This window comes from Couchioplanes caeruleus (genome assembly GCF_023499255.1).
Classification (GTDB): Bacteria; Actinomycetota; Actinomycetes; order Mycobacteriales; family Micromonosporaceae; genus Actinoplanes; species Actinoplanes caeruleus_A.
This window is the reverse complement of record NZ_CP092183.1, coordinates 1,574,619-1,595,878: the sequence shown is the minus strand read 5'-3', so window position 1 is coordinate 1,595,878 and position 21,260 is coordinate 1,574,619. Positions and strand designations below refer to the sequence as shown.

15 protein-coding genes are annotated in these 21,260 nt (G+C 72.0%); 5 read left to right on the top strand and 10 right to left on the bottom strand.

Annotation, left to right across the window (positions count from 1 at the left end):
* The first annotated feature begins 296 nt into the window (after positions 1-296).
* A complete protein-coding gene (locus COUCH_RS07575) occupies positions 297-1,316 on the top strand; it encodes a LacI family DNA-binding transcriptional regulator (protein ID WP_249611377.1) in 1,020 nt (339 codons plus the stop codon).
* Positions 1,317-1,559: 243 nt separating this feature from the next.
* Here COUCH_RS07575 and COUCH_RS07570 read toward each other — a convergent pair whose 3' ends face one another.
* The 3 genes from COUCH_RS07570 to COUCH_RS07560 all read right to left on the bottom strand — a co-directional run bounded on the left by COUCH_RS07570 (position 1,560) and on the right by COUCH_RS07560 (position 5,752).
* Positions 1,560-4,181 (bottom strand): EAL domain-containing protein, encoded by a 2,622-nt coding sequence (locus COUCH_RS07570; protein ID WP_249611376.1) that lies wholly within the window; start codon positions 4,179-4,181, stop codon positions 1,560-1,562.
* A gap of 213 nt (positions 4,182-4,394) precedes the next feature.
* Positions 4,395-4,670, bottom strand: coding sequence for a MoaD/ThiS family protein (locus COUCH_RS07565; protein WP_249611375.1), 276 nt, complete (start codon positions 4,668-4,670; stop codon positions 4,395-4,397).
* On the bottom strand, positions 4,670-5,752 hold the full coding sequence (locus tag COUCH_RS07560; RefSeq protein ID WP_249611374.1) for a WD40/YVTN/BNR-like repeat-containing protein: 1,083 nt from the start codon (positions 5,750-5,752) through the stop codon (positions 4,670-4,672). The genes COUCH_RS07565 and COUCH_RS07560 overlap by 1 nt, the downstream gene beginning before the upstream one ends.
* A gap of 65 nt (positions 5,753-5,817) precedes the next feature.
* Between COUCH_RS07560 and COUCH_RS07555 the strand changes: the two genes are divergently transcribed.
* Positions 5,818-6,276: a PH domain-containing protein gene (locus COUCH_RS07555; RefSeq protein ID WP_430640898.1), complete on the top strand. Its 459-nt coding sequence runs from the start codon at positions 5,818-5,820 to the stop codon at positions 6,274-6,276.
* Between the two features lie 6 nt (positions 6,277-6,282).
* Here COUCH_RS07555 and COUCH_RS07550 read toward each other — a convergent pair whose 3' ends face one another.
* A complete protein-coding gene (locus COUCH_RS07550) occupies positions 6,283-7,209 on the bottom strand; it encodes a 2-hydroxyacid dehydrogenase (protein WP_249611372.1) in 927 nt (308 codons plus the stop codon).
* A 217-nt stretch (positions 7,210-7,426) separates the two neighbouring features.
* On the opposite strand from COUCH_RS07550, the gene COUCH_RS07545 reads away from it, so the two are divergent.
* Positions 7,427-8,599 carry a PQQ-dependent sugar dehydrogenase gene (locus COUCH_RS07545; RefSeq protein ID WP_249611371.1) on the top strand — a complete coding sequence of 391 codons (1,173 nt, stop codon included), beginning with the start codon at positions 7,427-7,429 and terminating at the stop codon, positions 8,597-8,599.
* A 65-nt stretch (positions 8,600-8,664) separates the two neighbouring features.
* On the top strand, positions 8,665-10,281 hold the full coding sequence (locus tag COUCH_RS07540; RefSeq protein WP_249611370.1) for a metallophosphoesterase: 1,617 nt from the start codon (positions 8,665-8,667) through the stop codon (positions 10,279-10,281).
* Positions 10,282-11,627: 1,346 nt separating this feature from the next.
* Here the strand turns inward: COUCH_RS07540 and gatB are convergent.
* The 5 genes from gatB to ligA form a co-directional block, all read right to left on the bottom strand.
* On the bottom strand, positions 11,628-13,121 hold the full coding sequence (gene gatB, locus COUCH_RS07535; protein WP_249611369.1) for an Asp-tRNA(Asn)/Glu-tRNA(Gln) amidotransferase subunit GatB: 1,494 nt from the start codon (positions 13,119-13,121) through the stop codon (positions 11,628-11,630).
* 82 nt (positions 13,122-13,203) lie between these two features.
* Positions 13,204-14,661: an Asp-tRNA(Asn)/Glu-tRNA(Gln) amidotransferase subunit GatA gene (gene gatA, locus COUCH_RS07530; RefSeq protein WP_430640964.1), complete on the bottom strand. Its 1,458-nt coding sequence runs from the start codon at positions 14,659-14,661 to the stop codon at positions 13,204-13,206.
* A 23-nt stretch (positions 14,662-14,684) separates the two neighbouring features.
* Positions 14,685-14,984, bottom strand: a complete 300-nt coding sequence (gene gatC / locus COUCH_RS07525) for an Asp-tRNA(Asn)/Glu-tRNA(Gln) amidotransferase subunit GatC (protein ID WP_249611367.1) — start codon at positions 14,982-14,984, stop codon at positions 14,685-14,687.
* Between the two features lie 98 nt (positions 14,985-15,082).
* Positions 15,083-17,137, bottom strand: coding sequence for a putative bifunctional diguanylate cyclase/phosphodiesterase (locus tag COUCH_RS07520; protein WP_249611366.1), 2,055 nt, complete (start codon positions 17,135-17,137; stop codon positions 15,083-15,085).
* Positions 17,138-17,705: 568 nt separating this feature from the next.
* Positions 17,706-19,856, bottom strand: a complete 2,151-nt coding sequence (gene ligA / locus COUCH_RS07515; RefSeq protein WP_249613608.1) for an NAD-dependent DNA ligase LigA — start codon at positions 19,854-19,856, stop codon at positions 17,706-17,708.
* A 416-nt stretch (positions 19,857-20,272) separates the two neighbouring features.
* Between ligA and COUCH_RS07510 the strand changes: the two genes are divergently transcribed.
* Positions 20,273-20,773 (top strand): type II toxin-antitoxin system PemK/MazF family toxin, encoded by a 501-nt coding sequence (locus COUCH_RS07510; protein ID WP_249611365.1) that lies wholly within the window; start codon positions 20,273-20,275, stop codon positions 20,771-20,773.
* Here COUCH_RS07510 and COUCH_RS07505 read toward each other — a convergent pair.
* Positions 20,749-21,102, bottom strand: a complete 354-nt coding sequence (locus COUCH_RS07505; RefSeq protein ID WP_249611364.1) for a VOC family protein — start codon at positions 21,100-21,102, stop codon at positions 20,749-20,751. The two genes, COUCH_RS07510 and COUCH_RS07505, sit on opposite strands and share 25 nt — an antisense overlap.
* Positions 21,103-21,260 lie beyond the last annotated feature (158 nt).

The window sequence follows — 21,260 nt, the reverse complement described above, 5'->3', positions numbered from 1 at the left end:
AATTGTCGAGAGAAATTACTGAACCGGATAAGTGACGTGACCGTATGACGCGTCACATCGACTGTCAATACTGTGTTACGTGTCCGTGTCCATCGGCCTCCCCAACCCCTACGAGCTGGACTAAAGCCCATAAAACCGGCAGGGGCTGTTGCTCCTTGCTTGTGGCCTGTAACACTTAACCGATCAAGCGGTCAGCGGTCGCTGCGGTCATCCCGGGGCCAGGTAGCGTGAGAGCGCTCCACCACGGTTTGCTGTGAGCAGTGCAGGTCCGGTTCGGGCAGGGAGAGGGCAGGCGAGTGAAGCGGCCGACGATCGCCGACATCGCGCGGCGCGCGGGCGTGTCCAAAGGGGCGGTGTCCTACGCGCTGAACGGGCAACCCGGCGTCTCCGAGGCGACCCGGCAACGGATCGTCGCCATCGCACAGGAGATCGGCTTCAACCCCAACAGCGCCGCCCGTGCCCTGTCCGGCGCGCGCGCCCGGGCGGTCGGACTCACCCTGTGCCGGCCCGCCCGCATCCTCAGCATCGAGCCGTTCTTCATGGGCCTGATCAGCGGCTTCGAGCAGGAGCTGGCGGCCCGGTCGTACGCGCTCACCCTGCAGGTCGTGGCCACCCCGCAGAACGAGACCGAGGTCTACCGCCGCTGGTGGGGTGAACGCCGCGTCGACGGCGTCTTCGTCACCGACCTGCGCGAGCACGACATCCGCATCCCGGTCCTCAACGAGCTGCAGCTGCCCGCGGTGGTGATCGGCGGACCCGGCGACACCGGCAACCTGACCCAGCTCTGGTCCGACGACGCCGGCGCGATCACCGAGGCGGTCCGCTACCTGATGGCCCTCGGCCACCGCCGGATCGCCCGCGTCGGCGGCCTGCCGGACCTGCTGCACACCCGCGTACGGACCAAGGCGTTCACCGAGGTCTGCGCGTCCCTCGGGCTCAACGAGGCGGTGACCGTTCCGTCCGACTACACCGGCGAGGAGGGCGGCCGCGCCACCCGCCGGCTGCTCATCGAGGCGGAACGCCCCACCGCGATCATCTACGACAACGACGTGATGGCGGTGGCCGGCCTGTCGGTGGCACAGGAGATGGGCCTGTCGGTGCCCGGCGACCTCTCCATCGTCGCCTGGGACGACTCCCCGCTCTGCTCGCTCGTCCACCCGCCGCTGACCGCGCTGAGCCGGGACATCGCGGCGTACGGCGCGCACGCCGCCCGCCAGCTGCTCGCGGCCATCGCGGGCGAGCCGGTCAAGGACGAGGAGGAGGGCACCGCCCACCTGACGCCCCGGGGCAGCACCGCCCCGCCCCGCGACACCTGACGCAGACCCCGGCCGCTGTCAGTACTGCGGGCGCTGCGGGACCGCAACAGGCTTCGGGGAGATGACCACGCAGGGATCAAGCCCGACCGCCCGGAGTGGGTCATCTCCTCCTCCGAAGCCCCCACCGCAACCAGCACGAGAGCCGGACCGGGCAGGTCAGCCCGGCGGCCGCTCGACCACCTGGCACCGCGCGGGCCTTCGTCCGTGGGGGCGGCCGGTGGCTGTGGCCGTACCGTCGAGAACCTACGACCGGTGGCTTTCGAGGTAGGCCTCCATGCGCTCCGCGGGAGCGGGCCGGGCGACTACGAAGCCCTGGCCGTAGTGGCAGCCCGCCTGCCGCGCGCGGTCGACCTGGTCCTGCGATTCGAGGCCCTTGGCGACGATCTCCAGGCCGAGCCGGCGGCCGAGGCTGACCACGACGTCGATCACCGCGGGGGTGGTGCCGGTCTCGGCCGGCTGGTTGATCAGGGCCTGGTCGAGCTTGAGCATGTCGACGGGGAGGCGGCGCAGGTGGGCGAGGGACGCGTGGCCGGCGCCGAAGTCGTCGAGGGCGGCGCGGACGCCGAGCTTGCGCAGGCCGGTGAGCGACGCGACGATCGCCGGCAGGTCCTCGGCGATCCACGTCTCCTGCACCTCGACGACGAGGCGTTCCGGAGCGATGTCGTGGCGGTCGAGCAGCTCCGCGACGCGTTCCGGGAAGCGGGCCGTGAGCAGCTCGCGGGGGGCGACGTTGACGGAGAGCCAGAAGTCGCTGCCGCCCGAGGTCCAGCTCGCCAGCCGGCGGCAGGCCGCGTCGAGCACCCATTCGTCCAGCTCAGCGGCGCAGCCGACCGCGCGGGCGATGGGCAACAGCTCGGCGGGCAGGATCGTGCCGAGCTTGGGGTGCCGCCAGCGCAGCAGCGCCTCGACGCCGACCGGCTGGGCGTCGCGCAGGGAGACGACCGGCTGGAAGACCAGATCGAGTTCGCCGCGGTCGGCGGCGCCCAGCAGCTCGCGTTCCAGGTCCATGCGGCGGTGCAGCTGGATCTCGACGTCCGTGTCGTACCACTCGACGCGGTCCTTGCCGAGCTGGCGGGCGCGGCTGCGGGCCAGATCGGCGTGGCGCAGCACCTCCTCGGAGTCCTTGCCGCCGGTGAGCTCGGCGAGGCCCACGCTGGTGTGCAGCTCGACGATCATGCCGGGCAGCTCGTACGGCTCCATCAGCGCGGTCACGATCCGGGTGGCCAGCGCGTACGCGAGCACCGCCCCGTCCGGCGTGAGCACCGCGAACTCGTCACCGCCCAGCCGGGCCGGTACGTCCTCGTCGGCGAGCAGGCTGCGGATGCGCCGGCCGACCTCGATGAGCACGGCGTCGCCGGTCTCCCGGCCGCGGCTGTCGTTGATCTCGGCCAGCCCGTGCAGGTCGATGACGAGCAGCGTGCCCTGCTGGCCGGGGCGGCGACGGAACTCGAGAAGGTCGCGCATCAGCGCGCGGCGGTTGGCCAGGCCGGTCAGCTGGTCGGTGTAGGACAGGCGGTGCAGGGCTCGTTCGAGGTGGCGGCGCTCGCCGACGTCACGCACGTGCACCACCAGCGCGGCCACCTCGGGCACCGCGCGCTGGTCGGCCACCGTGGACTCGGTGTCGCGCCAGATGCCGTGCCCGTCCCGCAGCCGCGCGGTGAGCAGGGCGGGAGGCCCGTCGGCGTGCTCACCGGCGATCAGCGCCTCGAGCCCGGCCCGAGCGCCGGGAGCGTCGTCGGGGTGGATCAGCTCCAGGAACGTGCGGCCCACGACCTCGGCCTCGGCCAGCCCGAACAGCCGCGCGGCCGCCGGCGACTGCCACCGGATCGTCAGCCGCTCGTCGAGCACCAGCGTGAGATCGGTGGCACCGGCGACGAGCGACCGGAAATGCGCCTCCTTGGTCCGCAGCTGCGCGGTGTAGCGCCGGATGTCGCTGACGACGAGCAGCTCCCGCATGGTCAGCACGGCGACCATGGAGATGCCGAGCGCGATGGCGGTGTTGTCGAACCCGCCCACCGCGATCAGGTGGACCAGCGCCGCCACGACACCCACCCCCGCCGGTACGGCGAGCAGCGGATAGCTGGACAGGTAGTGGTCGGGTTCCTTCGGCTTCAGGTCCGCCGGCAGGTTGCGCCGCGACCCGCCCTCCGCGGCCAGCGTCAGCCCGGCCACGACGAGCAGGCCGAGGGCCGGTACGAGCCGGCCGGTCACCCCGGACAGCACGACGGTGACGACGGCGGAGAGGGCCAGCAGGACGGTGATAGCGCCGAACCCGCACCGCAGGGCCGCCGGCCGGTGCAGCCGCGCCCGCAGCACGATGACGGTGACGATCGAGACGCCCGCGGCGGCCAGCAGCGTGCCGGCCAGCGCCGAATACGGGGCCCGGTGCATCGGCGTCACCAGGTACGCCGCGAAGCCCAGGCTGACGCCCAGCCCCAGCCCGTCGAACGCCCGCCGCAAGCGCACCGCGACCGAGGTGGCCGCGCCCGGCAGCAGCATCGTCCCGAACACGAAGAACGTGGCGGTGGCGGCCACACCCAGCGCGGCCCACACCCCGACGGCCGGCGGCCCGAGCAGCAGAACGCCGCAGGTCACGGCGGCGAAAAGGGAGGCCATGCCGATCAGGCCGGCGCCCCGGCAGGCGGCGAAGGCGGCCTCGGCGTGGTGGATGGCCAGCGCCGTGCGCCACAGCACGGCGGTGGCGAAGATCGCCGTCACGCCGACACCGGCCGCGAGCGACACCATCGGCGGCATCAGGCCGGCCACCCCGGCGAGGAGGGCGAGCGCCCCGATCACGGGGACGGCAAGGAACACCACCCGGGCGCTGACCCGGGTGGCGAGGCGTGCGGGGGGCGGCACTGCCACGTCGGCGGGATCCTCTACGGACGTTGTCGGGGTTGTCTGGTGCTCGGCGAAAACCGGAAGCGGCGCAGGGGACGCTGCTCCCACATCGGGTAACGACTGTCCCCCGGACAGGTTACGTGTGGGCCGTCATCCTCCGCACGTGCGGAAAGTCGGCTATGGACGACCCGCTCGTCATCCTCTGCCACCACCTCGTCATCCTCTGCCACCGCATCGTCATCCTCCCGCCACCGAAGGGAGGACGTGGATCTCCGCAGCCGAGGGGACCGGCGCGTCCAGCCCTCCGGAACGCCGGCAGTCCTCACCGTCCACGTAGACGTTGACGTAGCGCCGCAGGGCGCCGCTCTCGTCGCGGATCCGCCGTTCCAGCCGGGGCCAGCGCTCCCCCATCTCGTCCAGCACGGCCCGCAGCGAGCCGTCCGCGGACACCTCCAGGCGGGAGGCCCCGCCGGACTCCGCGCGGAGCACCCCGGGAATCAGCACGCTGGGCATCAGACGCCGGCCGCTCGGACGCAGAGCACGTCGGGCAGGTGAGCGGCCACCATGGACCACGTCTCGCCCTCGTCGGCGCTCGCGAACACCTCTCCGGCGCGCGTGCCGACGTAGACCCCGGCGGGCGCGGCGCCGTCGGTGCACAGCGCGTCGCGCAGCACGACGGGGTAATACGGACCGTCCGGCAGACCCTTGTGCTGCGGCTGCCAGGTGTCGCCGCCGTCGTCCGAACGGAACACCCGGCACTCCAGGCCGACCGGCTGCCGTTCGCCGTCGCTGACCAGCGGGAAATTCCAGATCGTGCCGCCGCGCGACGGATGCGCGGCCATCGGGAAGCCGAAATCGGACGGCAGGCCGGCGGCGATCGACTCCCACGAGTCACCGCCGTCCGTGGAGCGGTAGACCCCGTGGTGGTTCTGCGCGTAGTAGCGGTCGGGATCAGCGGCGTCGCGCGCGACCTTGTGCACGCACTGACCGAACTCCGGCCACGGGTCGGGCAGGAAATACGCCTTGATGCCCCGGTTGGCGGCGGACCAGGTCTCGCCGCCGTCGGCCGTGCGGTAGACGCCGCCCGCCGACATGGCCACGAGGATCCGGTCCGGATCGGCCGGGTGCGGCAGGATCGTGTGGATCGCCTGGCCGCCGTAGCCGGCGCCCCACTCGGGCCGGTGCGGGTGGTCCCACAGGGCACGGATCAACTCGTACGTCCGGCCGCCGTCGCTCGAGCGCCACAGGGCGGACGGCTGGGTGCCCGCATACACGACGCCGGGCTCGAGCGGGCCGGCTGGCGCGATCTGCCACACCCGCTCGACCGCGGCGTCCGTGCCGGCGGGGAAGGCGAGCGGCGCGGCCTCCGGCTCCTGCCAGCTCTCGCCGAGGTCGTCGCTGATGAGCACACTGGGCCCGAAGTGGGAACTGTCGACCCCGGCGAGCACGCGCGGGACCGGCCCGCGGGTGTCGAACGCGACGGCGTAGATCGCGTGGCCGGGGAAGTGCGCGGAGCTGACTCGCCAGCTCCGCCGGTCGTCACTGGTAGCCAGGAACAGGCCTTTCTGGGTGCCGATGGCGAGCATGTGTGTCATGGGGAGCAGTATTCGCGCCGGGTCCGACAAAAACCGCCCGCCGTACGGGTGGAAGGATGACGCTCGTGAGCCGACCCGTCCTGCGCGTCCGCAAGTCCGGCGCCCTCGTCGTCGCCGCCTTGACCGCGTTCGTGGGCACCGTGCCCTTCGCGGGCGCGCGCTGGCAGCTGGCACCCGTGCTGCTGATCCCGCTCGCGGTCCTGGTCTGGGCGTGGCGGGCCGGCACCGACGTGCATCCGGACGGGCTGCGGGTCCGCGCGCTCGCCGGATCGACCTTCGTGCCGTGGTCCCGGATCATCGAGCTCGCGCCGGACCCTCGCAACCGGATCTCGGCGCTGCTCAACGACGGCCGTGCGCTGCGGCTGACCGGCGTGACGACGGGCAACCTGCCGGTGGTCCTGGCCGCGGGCGGCCAGACGGTCAACGAGCCCGAGGACGCCGCTGCGACCGGCCGGACGGTCAATGAACCGGATGACGCCGCCGCGACCGGCCGGACGGTCAATGAGCAGGACGATGCCGGGTAGCCACACTCAATAGCCGTCGGACACCTGGTTGATCAGTGGCTCGCCGGCGGCGAACCGTCGCACCTGATCGCCGGCCAGGCCGTACGCCCGCGGCAGCAGCCCCACCACCGACCCGGCGCTGTGCGGGGTGAGGAACACGTTGGGCAGGTGCCAGAGCGGGTGCCCGGGCGGCAGCGGTTCCGGCTCGGTGACGTCGAGCGCGGCCGAGATGCGGCCGGGTGTCAGCGCCGCGACCAGGGCATCGGTGTCGACCACGGGCCCCCGGGCGGCGTTGACCAGCAGCGCGCCGTCCGGCATCGCGGCGAGGAAGGCGGCGTCGACCATGCCGCGGGTCTGGTCGGTCAGGGGTACGACGAGCACGACCACCTCGGCGTGCGGCAGCAACTCCGGCAGGGCGTCGACCCCGTGCACGTCCTGCTCGGGCCGGGCCGTACGAGCCACCCGGGTGACCGTGACCCCGAAGGGCGCCATGTGCTCCTCGATGGCCCGGCCGATCGAGCCGGCGCCCACGATCAGCACCCGTTTGCCGGTGAGCTCCTGGGTCGGCGTGTACTCCTTGAGCGCCCAGTCCTCGCGCTGCTGGGCGCGTACGAATGCCGGGAACTGCCGCAGCGCGCCGATCGCCGCGCCGAGCACCCACTCAGCCACGGGCTTGTCGTGCACACCTCGCGCGTCGCACAGCTGAACGCCCGGCGGCACCACACCCACCCAGGCGTCCGCGCCCGCCGAGAGCAGCTGCACCACCCGTACGCCGGTGAAGTGCGACACGTGCTCGGCGGCGCGTGCGGTCGCGAGGAACGGCGGCACCCAGAAGTCGACCTTCGCCGGGTCGGACGGCCAGCTCGCCGCGTCCTCGCAGACTTCGACCTCGACACCGGCCGGCATCTCGCCGAGCAACGTACGGCCCGCTTCATGGGCGATCCAGACCAACACCCGCCCAACCTAGCCATCTCCCGCCGCGACCGCGACAGGAAGCCGATCCGCCGGTCGCCGGCCTGCCGGTTTGCTGGGCCGCCGACTCCGGTCCACCGGGCCGTTGGTTCGCCGCGAGGGCTTGGTCGCGCCCGGCCCGGACCGTGGCACGAGGCCGGTCCCCGGCCGTCCTGTGGACAACCGAAGGCCGCCGAGCGGGCGCGGCTACCCTGGTGTGGTGACGAAGGGCCGTGTGATCAAGCGCAGCACCCGTGCCGGTGCGGTGACGCTCGGTGCCGTGCTGTCCCTGACGGCCGGGTGCAGCTTCGGCCCGCCGGACCCGGACGTGGCCGGCGCCCCGCCGAACCTTCCCACGCCGTCGGCCTCGGCCAGCGCGGAGGGCGGCGGGGAGCGCGAGGTGGCCGCCACCGTGCTCGCCTCGGGCCTGGAGGTTCCGTGGGGGATGGCGTTCCTGCCCGACGGGTCCGCGCTGGTCACCGAGCGCGACACGGCTCGCATCCTCAAGGTCGGCCCGGAGTCGGACGCGGACGGTCTCAAGGTCACCGAGGTGCAGCGGCTCTCCGAGGTCTCCGCGGGCGGCGACGGCGGCCTGCTCGGCATCGCGGTCTCGCCGAAGTACGCGACCGACCAGACCGTCTACGTGTACTACTCGACGGACAAGGACAACCGGGTCGCGAAGCTGAAGCTCAAGGGCAAGCCGCAGCCGATCCTGACCGGCATCCCGCGCTCGCGCAACGACAACGGCGGCCAGCTGAAGTTCGGGCCGGACGGGCAGCTCTACGTCTCCACCGGCGACGGCTCGACCGGCGGCACCCAGGCGCAGAACGCCAAGAGCCTCGGGGGCAAGATCCTGCGGATCACCGCCTCCGGCAACCCCGCGCCGGGCAACCCGGTCAAGAACTCGCCGGTCTGGTCCTCCGGGCACCGCAACGTGCAGGGCCTCGCCTGGGACGCCGGCAAGCGCCTGTACGCCAGCGAGTCCGATCAGCGGTCCTCCGGCGAGCTGAACGTGATCGCCAAGGGCAAGAACTACGGCTGGCCGGCGGTCGAGGGCGCCGGCTCCGACGCCAAGTTCACGAACCCCCTAGTGAGCTGGCCCGCCGAGGAGTCCAACTGTTCCGGCGTGGCGGTGCTGGAACGCACGATCGCGACCGCCTGCCCGGGCGGGCAACGCTTGTGGATCGTCGAGGTGACCGGCAACGGGACGCTGATCGGGCGGCCCCGCGAACTCCTGACCGGCGAGTACGGCCGGTTGCGGGCCGTGACCGCCGCCCCGGACGGTTCGCTCTGGGTGGCCACCTCCAACCAGGAGGACGGCGGTGAGCCGGGTCCCGACGACGACCGGATCATCCGGCTCGTCTTCTCGGACGGGGGCGCGGGCCGCAGCTAGGGCAGGGGGACCTGATCGACGAACCGTTTGAGGACCGGCGCACGGGGGCAGGTGAGCCGTTGACCATGGAAAACAGACTCTCGCCGGCGCTGCGCGCGACGCACCGGGTGACCGGCGCCCTGGGCCGCGCCTGGCGCCATCACTGGGCGCACCGCCTGCGCATCTGGGCGGCCGTGCTGCTGGTGAGCCTCACCGGCGTCATCGTCGGCACGATGCTGCTCGCCCAGTCGGACATCCCGGTGGGCCCGTTCCGCGCCGACATGTCGATCAGCCCGTCGGTCGAGGGCGGCACGGAGGTGGACATCCCGCCGCTGGGCTCGTTGCACCTCGACAGCCACGACGGCCCCATCCACCTCAAGGTGAACCTGGGCTCGCTGGACCAGCAGCGTACGGAAGCCCTGATCGACGACCCGACGGCGATCAGCGCGGCCGGCCAGTCGGCGGTCGACGACGTCACCCGGGGCGTCCTGCAGCTCAGCCTGCGCGCGCTCGGCGCGGCCATCGCCTGCGCCCTGCTGCTGTCCGCGCTGATCTTCCGCAACGTCCGCCGGGTGGCCTCGGCGGGCCTCATCGCGCTGGTGGTCACCGGTGGCAGCCTGGGCCTGGCGGCCGGCACGATCCGGCCCGGCTCGATCAGCGAGCCGCGCTACGAGGGCCTCCTGGTGAACGCGCCCGCGGTGGTCGGTGACGCCCGCCGCATCGCCGACAACTACGGCCGGTACGCCGACCAGCTCGCCGAGCTGGTCAGCAACGTCAGCCGCATCTACACCACGGTGTCCACCCTGCCGGTGGAGCCGTCGGGCAACACGACCCGCATCCTGCACGTCTCGGACCTGCACCTGAACCCGACCTCGTGGAACGTCATCAAGACCGTGGTGAAGTCCTGGGACATCGACGCGGTGGTGGACACCGGGGACATCGTCGACTGGGGCAGCAGCGCGGAGACGACGTACGTGAACAACATCGGCCAGCTCGGCGTCCCGTACATCTACGTGCGCGGCAACCACGACTCGTCGGCCATCCAGGCGGCGGTGGCCCGCCAGCGCAACGCGATCGTCCTGGACAACACCATGACCACGATCAACGGCGTGACCATCGCGGGCATCGGCGACCCGGAATTCACCCCCGACAAGAGCGAGACCCCACCGGCGGCCAACGCGGACGAACCGGCCACCACCCCGCTCCTGAGCAGCGGTGGCCAGCTCGCCACCACGATCCGCACCTCGAACCGCAAGGTCGGAGTCGCGCTCGTCCACGACCCGGCGATGGCACCACCCCTGTCCGGCGTGGTCCCGCTCGTCCTCGCCGGCCACACGCACAAACGCGAGGTCAGCATCCTCCCGGCCCCCGCCCCACCCACCGACGGCACGTCGCCGTCCCCGACCCCGGAGCCGTCCGGCACCCCCGCGCCGCCCCCGCTGGAAACCCGCCTCCTCGTGGAAGGCTCCACGGGCGGGGCAGGCCTGCGCGGCCTCCAGAAGGAAGCCCCGACGCCGCTGCAGATGTCGGTCCTCTACTTCGACGAAAACCAGAACCTCAAGGCCTACGACGACATCCAACTGGGCGGCACCGGCCAGTCCAACGTCGAAATGCAACGAAACGTAGTCGGCGCCGAAAAGCCTGCACCCACGACGGACCCGTCAGTCTTCAACGGCGTCACCCCGGGAGCCCGGCCAAGCTGACCCCGGCCCTCCATCTCGAGAGTCCCGTCTATTCAGATACGGACGCGCGGCGGTTCCGGCTCTTTTCGCAGGCACGGCCGCACGAGGGTGCCGCCCTTTTTCAGGTACGGGCGCACAAGGGTCCCGTGGCACACAGGGCCGACGCCTGCCGTCCCGGCCTGAGTGCCGCCCCCATCCGGGCTGACCTGCCGCCTGCACCAGCGAGCCAGCCGCCTCTGCCGCCACCGCCCGCCCGCTCCGCCTACCGCGCCGCCCGCCTGCTGCGCCAGCCGCCCCTGCGGCCACCGCCCACCTGCGCCCGCCGCCAGCTCCACCTGCCGCCCCGGCCTCCGCCCGTCTACCTGCCCGCACTGCTACCGGCAGCCGTCGCTCACTGCCGTGCCTGTGGCCTGCGCCCACCGTTCCGGCTGGAGTGGCGCCCGCCATCCCGGCCGGGCTGCCGTCGCGTCCAGGGTGACCTGTGACGCCCACCGTCTGCGCGCCGTCGCTGTCACCCACGCCGCGCCGGCGGCAAACACGGCCGCCGCCTTCCACCCACTGCCATCTACCACCGCGCTCGCGGTCACAAGGCCGCTGTCTTCCGCTCACCTGCTGGACCTGCGGCACACGGCCGTCGCTTGCCCCCTAGCGCGGCGCGGGCGACTTACTGCAGGCAGCTTCCGTCCCATCGCGGCTGTTGGTTCACTGCCCGACGCAGGTGACGCAGGTGACGCAGGAGACCAGCGTCGGCCGTCCCAGCTGTATCGGCGGGCCAGCGGGCCAGCGGGCCAGCGGGCCAGCGGGCCAGCGGGCCAGCGGGCCAGCGGGCCAGCTACGGCCCCGCGGCCGGGGCCGCTGTCCAATCGTCAGCCGCTGGGCGTGGGCATCCGGGGGTGGGCGGGGTGCGGTTCGGCGCGCAGGCACCCCGACGACCGCCGGATCGGCAGCTCCCTCCCCGACGTAGGCGACTGCCGCGTGGTGGGGCGCGGCCTGACCGCCGTTCTGGCGTCATCCCGCGCCAAACCGAGACGGCCGGGGAGGTCCGCCCCGCGCGAGACAGCCGGGGAGATCCTCCCCCCGCGAAACAGCCGGGGAGACCCTCCCCCCGCGAGACAGCCGGGGCGGCCCGCCCCACGGGAGACGCCCGGGGCAGCCCGCTGCAGCGAGACGCCCAGGGCGGTTCGCGCGGCGCGAGACGCCCAGGGCGGACCGCGCGGCGCGAGACGGCCGGGGGCGGTTGCGTGGTCTCGTCCGCTCACGGCCGGATGCGGGCGTGCGCAGGACGGGACGGCAGGTGCCTGGCCGTGTGCCAGTTCAGCTTGGCGGTGTCCGTACTTGAATGCTTTGTGGTTGTGGCTGTCCTCGGATCAGCTGAGGCGGGCGAGGATGAGGTCGCGGACGGTTTTGGCGTCCGCCTGGCCGCGGGTGGTTTTCATGACCGCGCCGACCAGGGCGCCCGCCGCGGCTACCTTGCCGTCGCGGATCTTGGCGGCGATGTCCGGGTTGGCGGCGATGGCCTCGTCGACCGCCGCCTGGAGGGCGCCGGTGTCGGAGACGACGCCGAGGCCGCGGGCGGCCATGACCTCCGCGGGGTCGCCCTCGCCGGCGACGACGCCCTCGAGGACCGTGCGGGCGAGCTTGTCGTTGAGCTTGCCCTCGTCGACCAGAGCCTGCAGCTGCGCGACCTGCGCCGGGGTGGCGCCGACCTCGGCGAGCTCGACGCCGGTCTCGTTGGCGCGGCGGGCCAGCTCGCCCATCCACCACTTGCGCGCGCCGGCCGGGGACGCGCCCGCGGCGATCGTCTGCTCGATCAGTTCGACGGCGCCGGCGTTGGCGACCGACTGCATGTCGAGGGCGCTGATGCCCCACTCCTCGCGCAGCCGGGCGCGCTTGACGCTGGGCCGCTCCGGGAGCGAGGCCTTGAGCTCGGCGACCCAGGCCGGATCGGGCGCGATCGGCACGAGGTCGGGCTCGGGGAAGTAGCGGTAGTCGGTCGCGGTCTCCTTGGAGCGGCCCGGGCGGGTGTCGCCGGTGTCCTCCTGGAAGTGCCGCGTCTCCTGGGTGATCCGGCCGCCGGCGTCGAGGACGGACGCCTGGCGGATGATCTCGGAGCGGACGGCGCGCTCGACGGAGCGCAGCGAGTTGACGTTCTTGGTCTCCGTACGCGTGCCCCACTCCTCGCCCGGCAGGTTGAGCGAGGTGTTGACGTCGCAGCGCAGCGAGCCCTGTTCCATGCGCACGTCGGAGACGCCGAGCGAGCGGATGATGTCGCGCAGCTCCGTCACGTACGCGCGGGCGACCTCGGGGGCCTTCGCGCCGATCCCGGGCACCGGCTTGGTGACGATCTCGACGAGCGGGATCCCGGCGCGGTTGTAGTCCACGAGCGACTCGGTGGCGCCGTGGATGCGTCCGGTCGCGCCGCCGACGTGCAGCGTCTTGCCGGTGTCCTCCTCGAGGTGCACCCGCTCGATGCCGATGCGGACGGTCTCGCCGTCGATCTCGACGTCGACGTAGCCGTCGGTGCACAACGGCTCGTCGTACTGCGAGGTCTGGAAGTTCTTCGGCATGTCCGGGTAGAAGTAGTTCTTCCGGGCCATCCGGCACCATTCGGCGATGTCGCAGTTGAGCGCGAGCCCGATGCGGATCGTCGCCTCGATGCCGGCCCGGTTGGCGACCGGCAGCGCACCGGGCAGGGCGAGGCACACGGGACAGACCTGCGTGTTGGGCTCCGCGCCGAACTCCGTCGGGCAGCCGCAGAACATCTTCGTGTTCGTGCCGAGCTCGACGTGCGTCTCCAGGCCGATCACCGGTTCGTAGCGGGCGGTCGCGTCCTCGTACGAGGGCAGCACGGTCGTACTCATGCGGTCACTCCAAATCCGGACAAAGCAAGCCTGGTGGGGTTCGCCGCGCTCCCGGGTCGGGGCCGGGAGCGCGGCAGGGGTTCTACAGCTCCGGCGGGGTGAGCGTGCCGACCGCCGACTCGAGGGCCGCGGCCACCCGGTACATGCGGTCGTCCGCCATCGTCGGGGCCATGATCTGGAAACCGACCGGCAGACCCTCGGACAGCCCGCACGGCACGGAGATCGCCGGACCGCCGTACAGGTTGGTCGGGATCGTGTACAGGTCGGAGAGATACATCTGGTACGGGTCCGAGGTGCGCGACCCGAACGGGAAGGCCACGAACGGCGTGGTCGGCGAGATCAGCACGTCCACCTGCTCGAACGCCGAGGTGAAGTCCCGCGTGATCAGCGTGCGCACCTTCTGCGCCTGGCCGTAGTACGCGTCGTAGTAGCCGCTGGAGAGCGCGTACGTGCCGAGGATGATGCGCCGCTTGACCTCGGGGCCGAAGCCCTCGTCGCGGGTCAGCGACATGACCTCCTCGAGCGAGCGCTTGCCGTCGTCGCCGGAGCGCAGGCCGTAGCGCACGCCGTCGAAGCGGGCGAGGTTGGACGACGCCTCGCTCGGCGCGATCAGGTAGTAGGCGGGCAGCGCGTACTCGAAGTGCGGGCAGGAGACCTCGACGACCTCGGCGCCGAGCTTGACGAGCGCCTCCACCGACTCGCGAAACGCGGCGATCACGCCGGGCTCGGCGCCCTCCCCCGCGAACTCCTTGACGATGCCCAGCTTCACGCCGGTCAGGTCACCGGTGGCTCCCAGCCGCGCGGCGGCCACGACGTCCGGCACCGGCTGCGGGATCGAGGTGGAGTCGCGCGGGTCGTACCCGCCGATGACCGTGTGCAGGAGCGCGGCGTCCTCGACCGTACGCGCGCAGGGCCCCGGGGTGTCCAGCGAGGACGAGAAGGCGATGAGCCCGTACCGGGAGGTGCCGCCGTACGTGGGCTTCGCGCCGACGGTGCCGGTGACAGCGCCGGGCTGACGGATCGAGCCGCCGGTGTCGGTGCCGATGGCGAGCGGGGCCTCGTACGCCGCCAGCGAAGCGGCACTGCCACCGCCGGAGCCGCCCGGGATACGCCCCAGGTCCCAGGGGTTGTTCGTGGGCCCGTACGCGGAGTATTCGGTGGAGGAGCCCATCGCGAACTCGTCCATGTTGGTCTTGCCGAGCATCACCGTGCCGGCGCCGCGCAGCCGCTCGACGAGCGTCGCGTCGTACGGCGGCGTCCAGCCCTCGAGGATCTTCGACGCGGCGGTGGTCGGGACGCCCTTGGTCGCGATCACGTCCTTGACCGCGACGGGCACCCCGGCGAGCGGGCCCAGCTCCTCGCCGCGGGACCGGCGGGCGTCCACGTCGGCGGCGGCCGCGAGCGCGCCCTCCCGATCGACGTGCAGGAACGCGTGCACCCGCTCGTCGACGGCGGCGATCCGGTCGAGGTGGGCGGTGGCGACCTCGACGGCGGAGGTCTCACCGGAGGCGATGAGGCCGGCGATCTGCGCCGCCGTCATCCTGGTGACGTCACTCACGGTGCTCACTCCTCCTCGTCGAGGATGCGCGGTACGCGGAAACGGCCCTCGGCGGCGTCGGGAGCGCCGGCGAGAACGTCCTCCTGCCGCAGGCACGGCTGCACGACATCGTCGCGGTAGACGTTGGTCAGCGGCACGGAGTGCGAGGTGGGCGGGATGTCGTCGGCGGCCACGTCACCGATCCGGGCGACCGACTGCAGGATGACATCGAGCTGACCGGCGAACCTGTCCAGCTCCTCGTCGGTCACGGCGAGCCGCGACAGGCGCGCGAGATGCGCGACCTCTTCGCGGGAGATGGCGGCCATCGTGCCCCCTGGTGTCGGTCGGTGATGCTGACCCGGAGAGTCTATTTGGCTCGGCGAGGGGTTTGTCGGGCGGCTCCCCAACCTGTGGACAACTCCGATCAGGTGGCCGCGAGGGCGCCCGGCTCCCGCCCGGGGCGCAGCGGCCTGTACCGCGCGAGCCAGCCCGCGAGCTCGGCCGCCGGCATCGGCCGGGCGTGGAACCACCCCTGGGCGGCGTGGCAGCCGTCCGCCGCGAGCAGCTTCCAGGTCCGCTCGTCCTCCACACCCTCGGCGACGACCCGCAGCCCGAGGGAGTCGGCGAGCGCGATGACCGACCGTACGATCGCGGCGTCGCCCCGGTCGGCCGCCATGCCCAGCACGAACGACCGGTCGATCTTGACTTCGGCGAGCGGCAGCCGCCGCAGGTGCTGCAGCGACGAGTACCCGGTCCCGAAGTCGTCGAGGGAGATCGCCACGCCCATCCGGTCCAGCCGGGTGATCGTGTCCAGCACCCGGTGCGGGTCGGCCATCAGCGCACTCTCGGTGATCTCGAGCTGCAGCTGGTCGGCCGGGACGGCGTACCGGAGAAGCAGGGTCTGGATCTCCTCGGCGATGTCCGCCGCGTGCAGGTCGCGCACGCTGACGTTGACCGACGCCCGGACGGTCCGCCCGTCAGCGCGCCAGGCGGCCAGCTGCGAGATCACCTCGGCCAGGACGCGGCTGGTCAGCAGGCGCATGACGGGCGTCTGCTCGACGACCCGCAGCAGCTCCTCGGGACCCACCATGCCGCGATCGGGATGCTGCCACCGCAACAGGGCCTCCACGCCGACGACCTCGCCGGTCGCGATGGCGATCTGCGGCTGGTAGTAGAGCATCAGCCCCTCGGCGGGCTCCTGCTGCAGCGAACGGCGCAGGTCGGCGAGGAGGGTCAGGTCGGGCGTGTGGTGGTCGGCGTCACGCGCGTAGACGGCGAACTGCGCTCCGCGCTGCTTGGCGTCGTACATGGCGGCTTCGGCCTGCCGCAGCAAGGCCGCGCCGTCGCTTCCCCGCTCGGACTGCAGGGCGATGCCGATCGACGCGCTGACATCGATGGGCAACCCGTCGACCGCGAACGGCGCCCCGAGCGCGTCGGCCAGGTGCGTGGCGATCCGCCGGGCCGCGGCCGGCCCGTCGACCCGGGTGGCCAGCACGGCGAATTCGTCACCCCCGAGCCGGACGACAAGATCATGCGGGGGTACGACGGCAGCCAGCCGCTGAGCCACCTGGATGAGCAGCCGGTCACCGTGGGCGTGCCCGAGCGCGTCATTGACCGTACGGAAACGGTCGAGGTCCAGAAGCAGCAACGCCATCCGCCGCTCGGGCCGATGCGATCCCCGCCCAGCACCCCGCTCGGCGACCGATGCCTGCAAGGCGCGCCGGTTCGGCAACCCGGTCAGCGCATCGACGCGAGCGGCCCGCTCGTACTCGCCGGCCGACCGAACCATCCGGTGCACGGCGTGCAGAGCAAGCAGCACCAGGGGTACGAGCGCCAGCCCCACCTGCGCAGCGGCCAGCACGATGGGCCCCAGGAGCAGCAACGAGGCGGTGGCGAACCACTCCAGCCCCCACCGCTCGGGCCGCTTCGGCTTCCGCCCGCCGGTCAGCACCCGCGAGGACACGGCGTCGAGCCCGTACCGCCCGCAGATCCAGGCGACGGAGGCCGCGATCATGAGCAGCGCCTCGCTCCAGTCCGGCTCCCGCCCGATCCGCAACCCGGCCAGCCCGGCCACCAGAGCGGCCGAGGCGAGCGCGGAAGCATGCTGTACGGCAAGGTGCAGCGCCCGCCTCGCGGACTGCCGCATCCGCACCCCGGCGACCGCCATGGCGGCGAGTTGCACGGCCAGCGCGGGCACGAACCCCCAGGCGAGCACGATCCCGAAGGTGAAACAGATCGACGGGAGGATGACGGAACTGGCCCGCCGGTTCGCGACCACATAGGGCCGCGCGTCCACGGCGAGAGCGAGCACGGCCATCACCCAGAAGGCGGTCTCCAAGTCGGCGAACTGCCCAGGAAAGAGCGCCCACAGCGCGGCGTCGACGGCCAGGGCACCCCCGACGGCGGCGACGGCACCCCGCCTGGCACTGACCGACCCCCGCCCACCCGGCATGGAGCTGCGCTGCTGTGCGGCACCCATGCGACCTCCAGGATGGCATCGACCGACCGAGTCCTCCTCACCATAGATCCACATAGACAAAACTACGCGAAACAGACTCGGCGTTATCAAATTGGCATAAGTCGGAGAACGTGGATCGGTGAGAAGTTCACCCGTTGGAGCGTGATCAAAGGTCTTACGTGGAGGTGGCGGGTGGGTCCGGTGGCTGTGTTGTCGCAGGTGGATGGGGTGTTGTCGCGGGTGGTCGGTGCGGGCGCGCGGCCGGGTGTGGTCGGGCGGGTGGACGCCGCCCGGGACGTTGGCTGCCACGGGGACGGCCTCCGGCCGAGCCGGAGGGCTCGGCCGGACGCATGCCGGAGCTGCACCCGCGCTGCGGCTTAGTCCCTGCCCGAGCTGACGCACGCCCCAGCTGGATCTGCCCGAGCTGACGCACGCCCTGCCCGAGCTGACGCACGCCCCAGCTGGACCCTTGTCCAGCTGAAGCCGCTACCCCAGCCGAAGCCGCGACCCAGCCGGGGCCTGGCCACGGCGGGCTCGTGACCGCGGCCGGCTGGGAGACTGCGTTGTCACACCGGTCGGCCGTGGCTTGTCACTCCTTGGGCGGCGTCTCCCCGATCTCCGCCACCGCGCGGGCCGCGTCCGGCCCGTCGCTGAGCAGGACCCCGAAGCCGTCCTCGTCCAGCACCGGAACCTTCAGCTGCAACGCCTTGTCGTACTTGCTGCCGGGGTTGTCGCCCACGACCACGAATGCCGTCTTCTTCGACACTGAGCCGCTCACCTTGCCGCCGCGGGACGTCACCGCCTCCGTGGCCGCGTCACGCGAATACGAGGCCAGGGTTCCCGTCACCACGACTGTGAGCCCTTCCAGCGGCCGGGGGCCCTCGTCCGTCCGTTCGTCCTCCATCTGGACGCCGGCGGTGCGCCACTTCGCGACGATGTCACGGTGCCAGTCGACGGCGAACCACTCGCGCAGGCTCTCGGCGATCGTCGGGCCGACGCCCTCCACCGCGGACAGTTCCTCGACGCGGGCCTCGGCCACCGCGGTCTCGAGGGCTTCCATGGACCCGAAGTGCCGTGCCAGCGCCTGCGCGGCGGTGGGGCCGACGTGCCGGATCGAGAGCGCGACGAGCACGCGCCAGAGCGGACGGTGCTTGGCCTCTTCGAGGTTCTCCAGAAGCTTCACCGCGTTGCTGCCGAGGCTGCCGTCCTTGTTGACGAAGAACGGGGACCGCTGCAAGTCATCGGCGGTGATGGCGAACAGGTCGCCCTCGTCGGCGATGATCTGCGACTCGAGCAGCGCCTGCGCGGCCTTGTAGCCGAGCACCTCGATGTCGAAGGCGCCCCGACCGGCCAGGTGGAACACCCGCTCGCGCAACTGCGCCGGGCAGGAACGCGTGTTCGGGCAGCGGATGTCGATGTCGCTTTCCTTGGCGGGCGCGAGCTTCGTGCCGCACGCCGGGCACTCGGTCGGCATCACGAAGGGGCGCGCGTCGTCCGGGCGCAGGTCCATCACCGGACCGAGGACCTCGGGGATGACGTCGCCCGCCTTGCGCAGGACGACGGTGTCGCCGATCCACACGCCCTTGCGCTCGACCTCGCGGGCGTTGTGCAGGGTCGCGAGCGCGACGGTCGAGCCGGCCACGCGTACGGGCTCGAGCACCGCGAAGGGCGTGACCCGCCCCGTCCGGCCGACGTTCACGTCGATGTCGAGGAGCTTGGTGGTGACCTCCTCGGGCGGGTACTTGAACGCGATGGCCCAGCGCGGCGCCCGGCTGGTGGAGCCGAGGCGACCCTGGATCGCCACCGAGTTCACCTTGACGACCACACCGTCGATCTCGTGCTCGACGTCGTGCCGGTGCTCGGCGTAGTAGGCGATGTACTCCCGCACGCCGGCCATGTCGGGGACCAGCTTCCACCGCTCGCTCGTCGGCAGCCCCCAAGCCTTCAACGCCTCGTACGCGTGCGCCTGCGAATCGGGGGTGAAGCCCTTGCGAGCACCGATGCCGTGCACCACCATCCGAAGCCCTCGTGACGCGGTGATGCGAGGGTCCTTCTGGCGCAGACTGCCTGCGGCCGCGTTGCGCGGGTTGGCGAACGGCGCCTTGCCCTGCTCGACGAGAGAGGCGTTGAGGTCGGCGAACGCGGACGCGGGGAAGTAGATCTCGCCGCGAACCTCGAGCAGGTCGGGCGGATTCTCGCCGGCGAGCCGCTCCGGGATCTCCCGGATGGTTCGCACGTTCGAGGTGACGTCCTCACCCGTACGCCCGTCGCCCCGCGTCGCACCGCGGACGAGCCTGCCCTTCTCGTACGTCAGGTTGATGGCCAGGCCGTCGACCTTGAGCTCGCAGATGAACTCGACCGGACCGCCGGCGTCCCGCTCGGTACGCTCCGCCCACCCGGCGAGCTCGGCATCGTCGAAGACGTTGTCGAGCGACATCATCCGCTCGGCATGCTCGACCGCCGTGAACTGCGTGGAGAACGTGCCGCCCACGTTCTGGGTGGGCGAGTCGGGCGTGCGCAGGGCCGGGAACTGATCCTCGAGCTCCTGCAACTCCCGCAGCAGCTTGTCGAACTCGGCATCGGAGACAGTCGGCGAGTCGAGGACGTAGTAGCGGTACTGATGCCCGCGAACCTCCTCACTCAGCTCCGCATGACGGGCGCTGGCCTCGGGCGTCGGCTCGGCACCGGCGGCCGCGATCTGCTCGGCTGTGGGCTGCCCGGCGGCGACCTCCTCGGCCACGGCGACGTCGGCGGGCGACTCGGCATCAACAGACTGCTTCTCGGGCACCGGGACCTCCGTGTTCGGCTTTCTCCAGGCACGTTAGTCGGACCCTCCGACAAAACCGCCGACCTGCGGGCCGCCTCGTCTTACGAAGTCGTCACAAGGTCGATCGCTGCAACTTTGCTGCCGAGGCGACGGCGAAGGCAGCGGTGACGATCAAGGCGGTATGGCCCGGCCAAGCGGCACGCTCCCGGCCGAAAGCGCACCGCCAGCCCCAAATGCAACCCGACCCAGCCCGGCCCGCAAGCGCACCGCCAGCCGCCAGCCGCCAGCGCAGCCGGCCGCCAGCGCAGCCGGCCGCGGAGGCGCAGCACCGGAGGAAAGGCCGCCGCGTACAGGTCGCGCACGCCGAAGCGCGAAGGTACGGTCTGCCGATGGCGGACTGGCGGTTGTGGCTGGCAGCGAGCCTGGTCGCGGGCGCGGGCGCTGCCTTCCTGCGACACCGGATCCGCAATGCGCGGCCCGTCGCGGGTGACATCTGGTGGGCCACGGTCCCCTTCGCACGCGGTCAGGGTGCGAAGCTACGGCCCTGCCTGGTGCTGCTGAACCACCGCCGCGGCATCGTGGTCTTGAAGATCACCAGTCAGGACAAGAGCCATCGCCGGGACCATGTCCTCATTCCGACGCGGCGCTGGGATCCGTACGCGGAGCGGGACTCGTTCCTGAATCTCGGTGAGCCGATTCTGGTGCGGTCCTCGGCGTTCCAGCGTCGCGCCGGAACGGCGAGCCGTTCCGTGCGCCGGATCGTCGCGGGGCGCCGCGGATTGAGCCGGCGAGACCTGCTGCGCCTGGCCGATCGGCAGGCGGAACGGCTCGACGGCAAGAGCCCGCCGGGGAAGCGGCGCGGCCGCTACCAGACCAGACAGAACGGGTGACCGACCGGATCCTCGTACACCCGGAACGTCTCGCCTCCGCCGTCCAGCCGTTTCGCGCCCGCGGCCAGCACGCGCTGCTCTGCCTTCTCGATGTCGTCCACGCGCACGTCCAGGTGGAACTGCTGGGGGCGGTCCTGATCGGGCCAGCGCGGCGGGAGCAGGTCGGGGGCTTTCTGGAAGGCCAGGCTCGGGGCGTCGGAGTCGGTGCGGATGGTCACCCATCCGTCCTCGTCGTGGACGACGTGCATGCCGAGCAGTTCGCTGTAGAACCGTGCCAGGGCACGGGGATCGGGGCAGTCGATGACGACGGTGTCGAGACGTCCAATCATGTCTGCATGATGCCCGCCGGGTGCGACAGAAAAGGCGGAACGCCAACAGTTCCGCCCGCCGGACGACCGGCATCGCCGACCGACGAGCAGAGAAGCCGCAGCGCCGGCTCAGTTCCGGGAATCGAGCCGGGTGGGAACAGCGCGCCGGACGGCGGCCG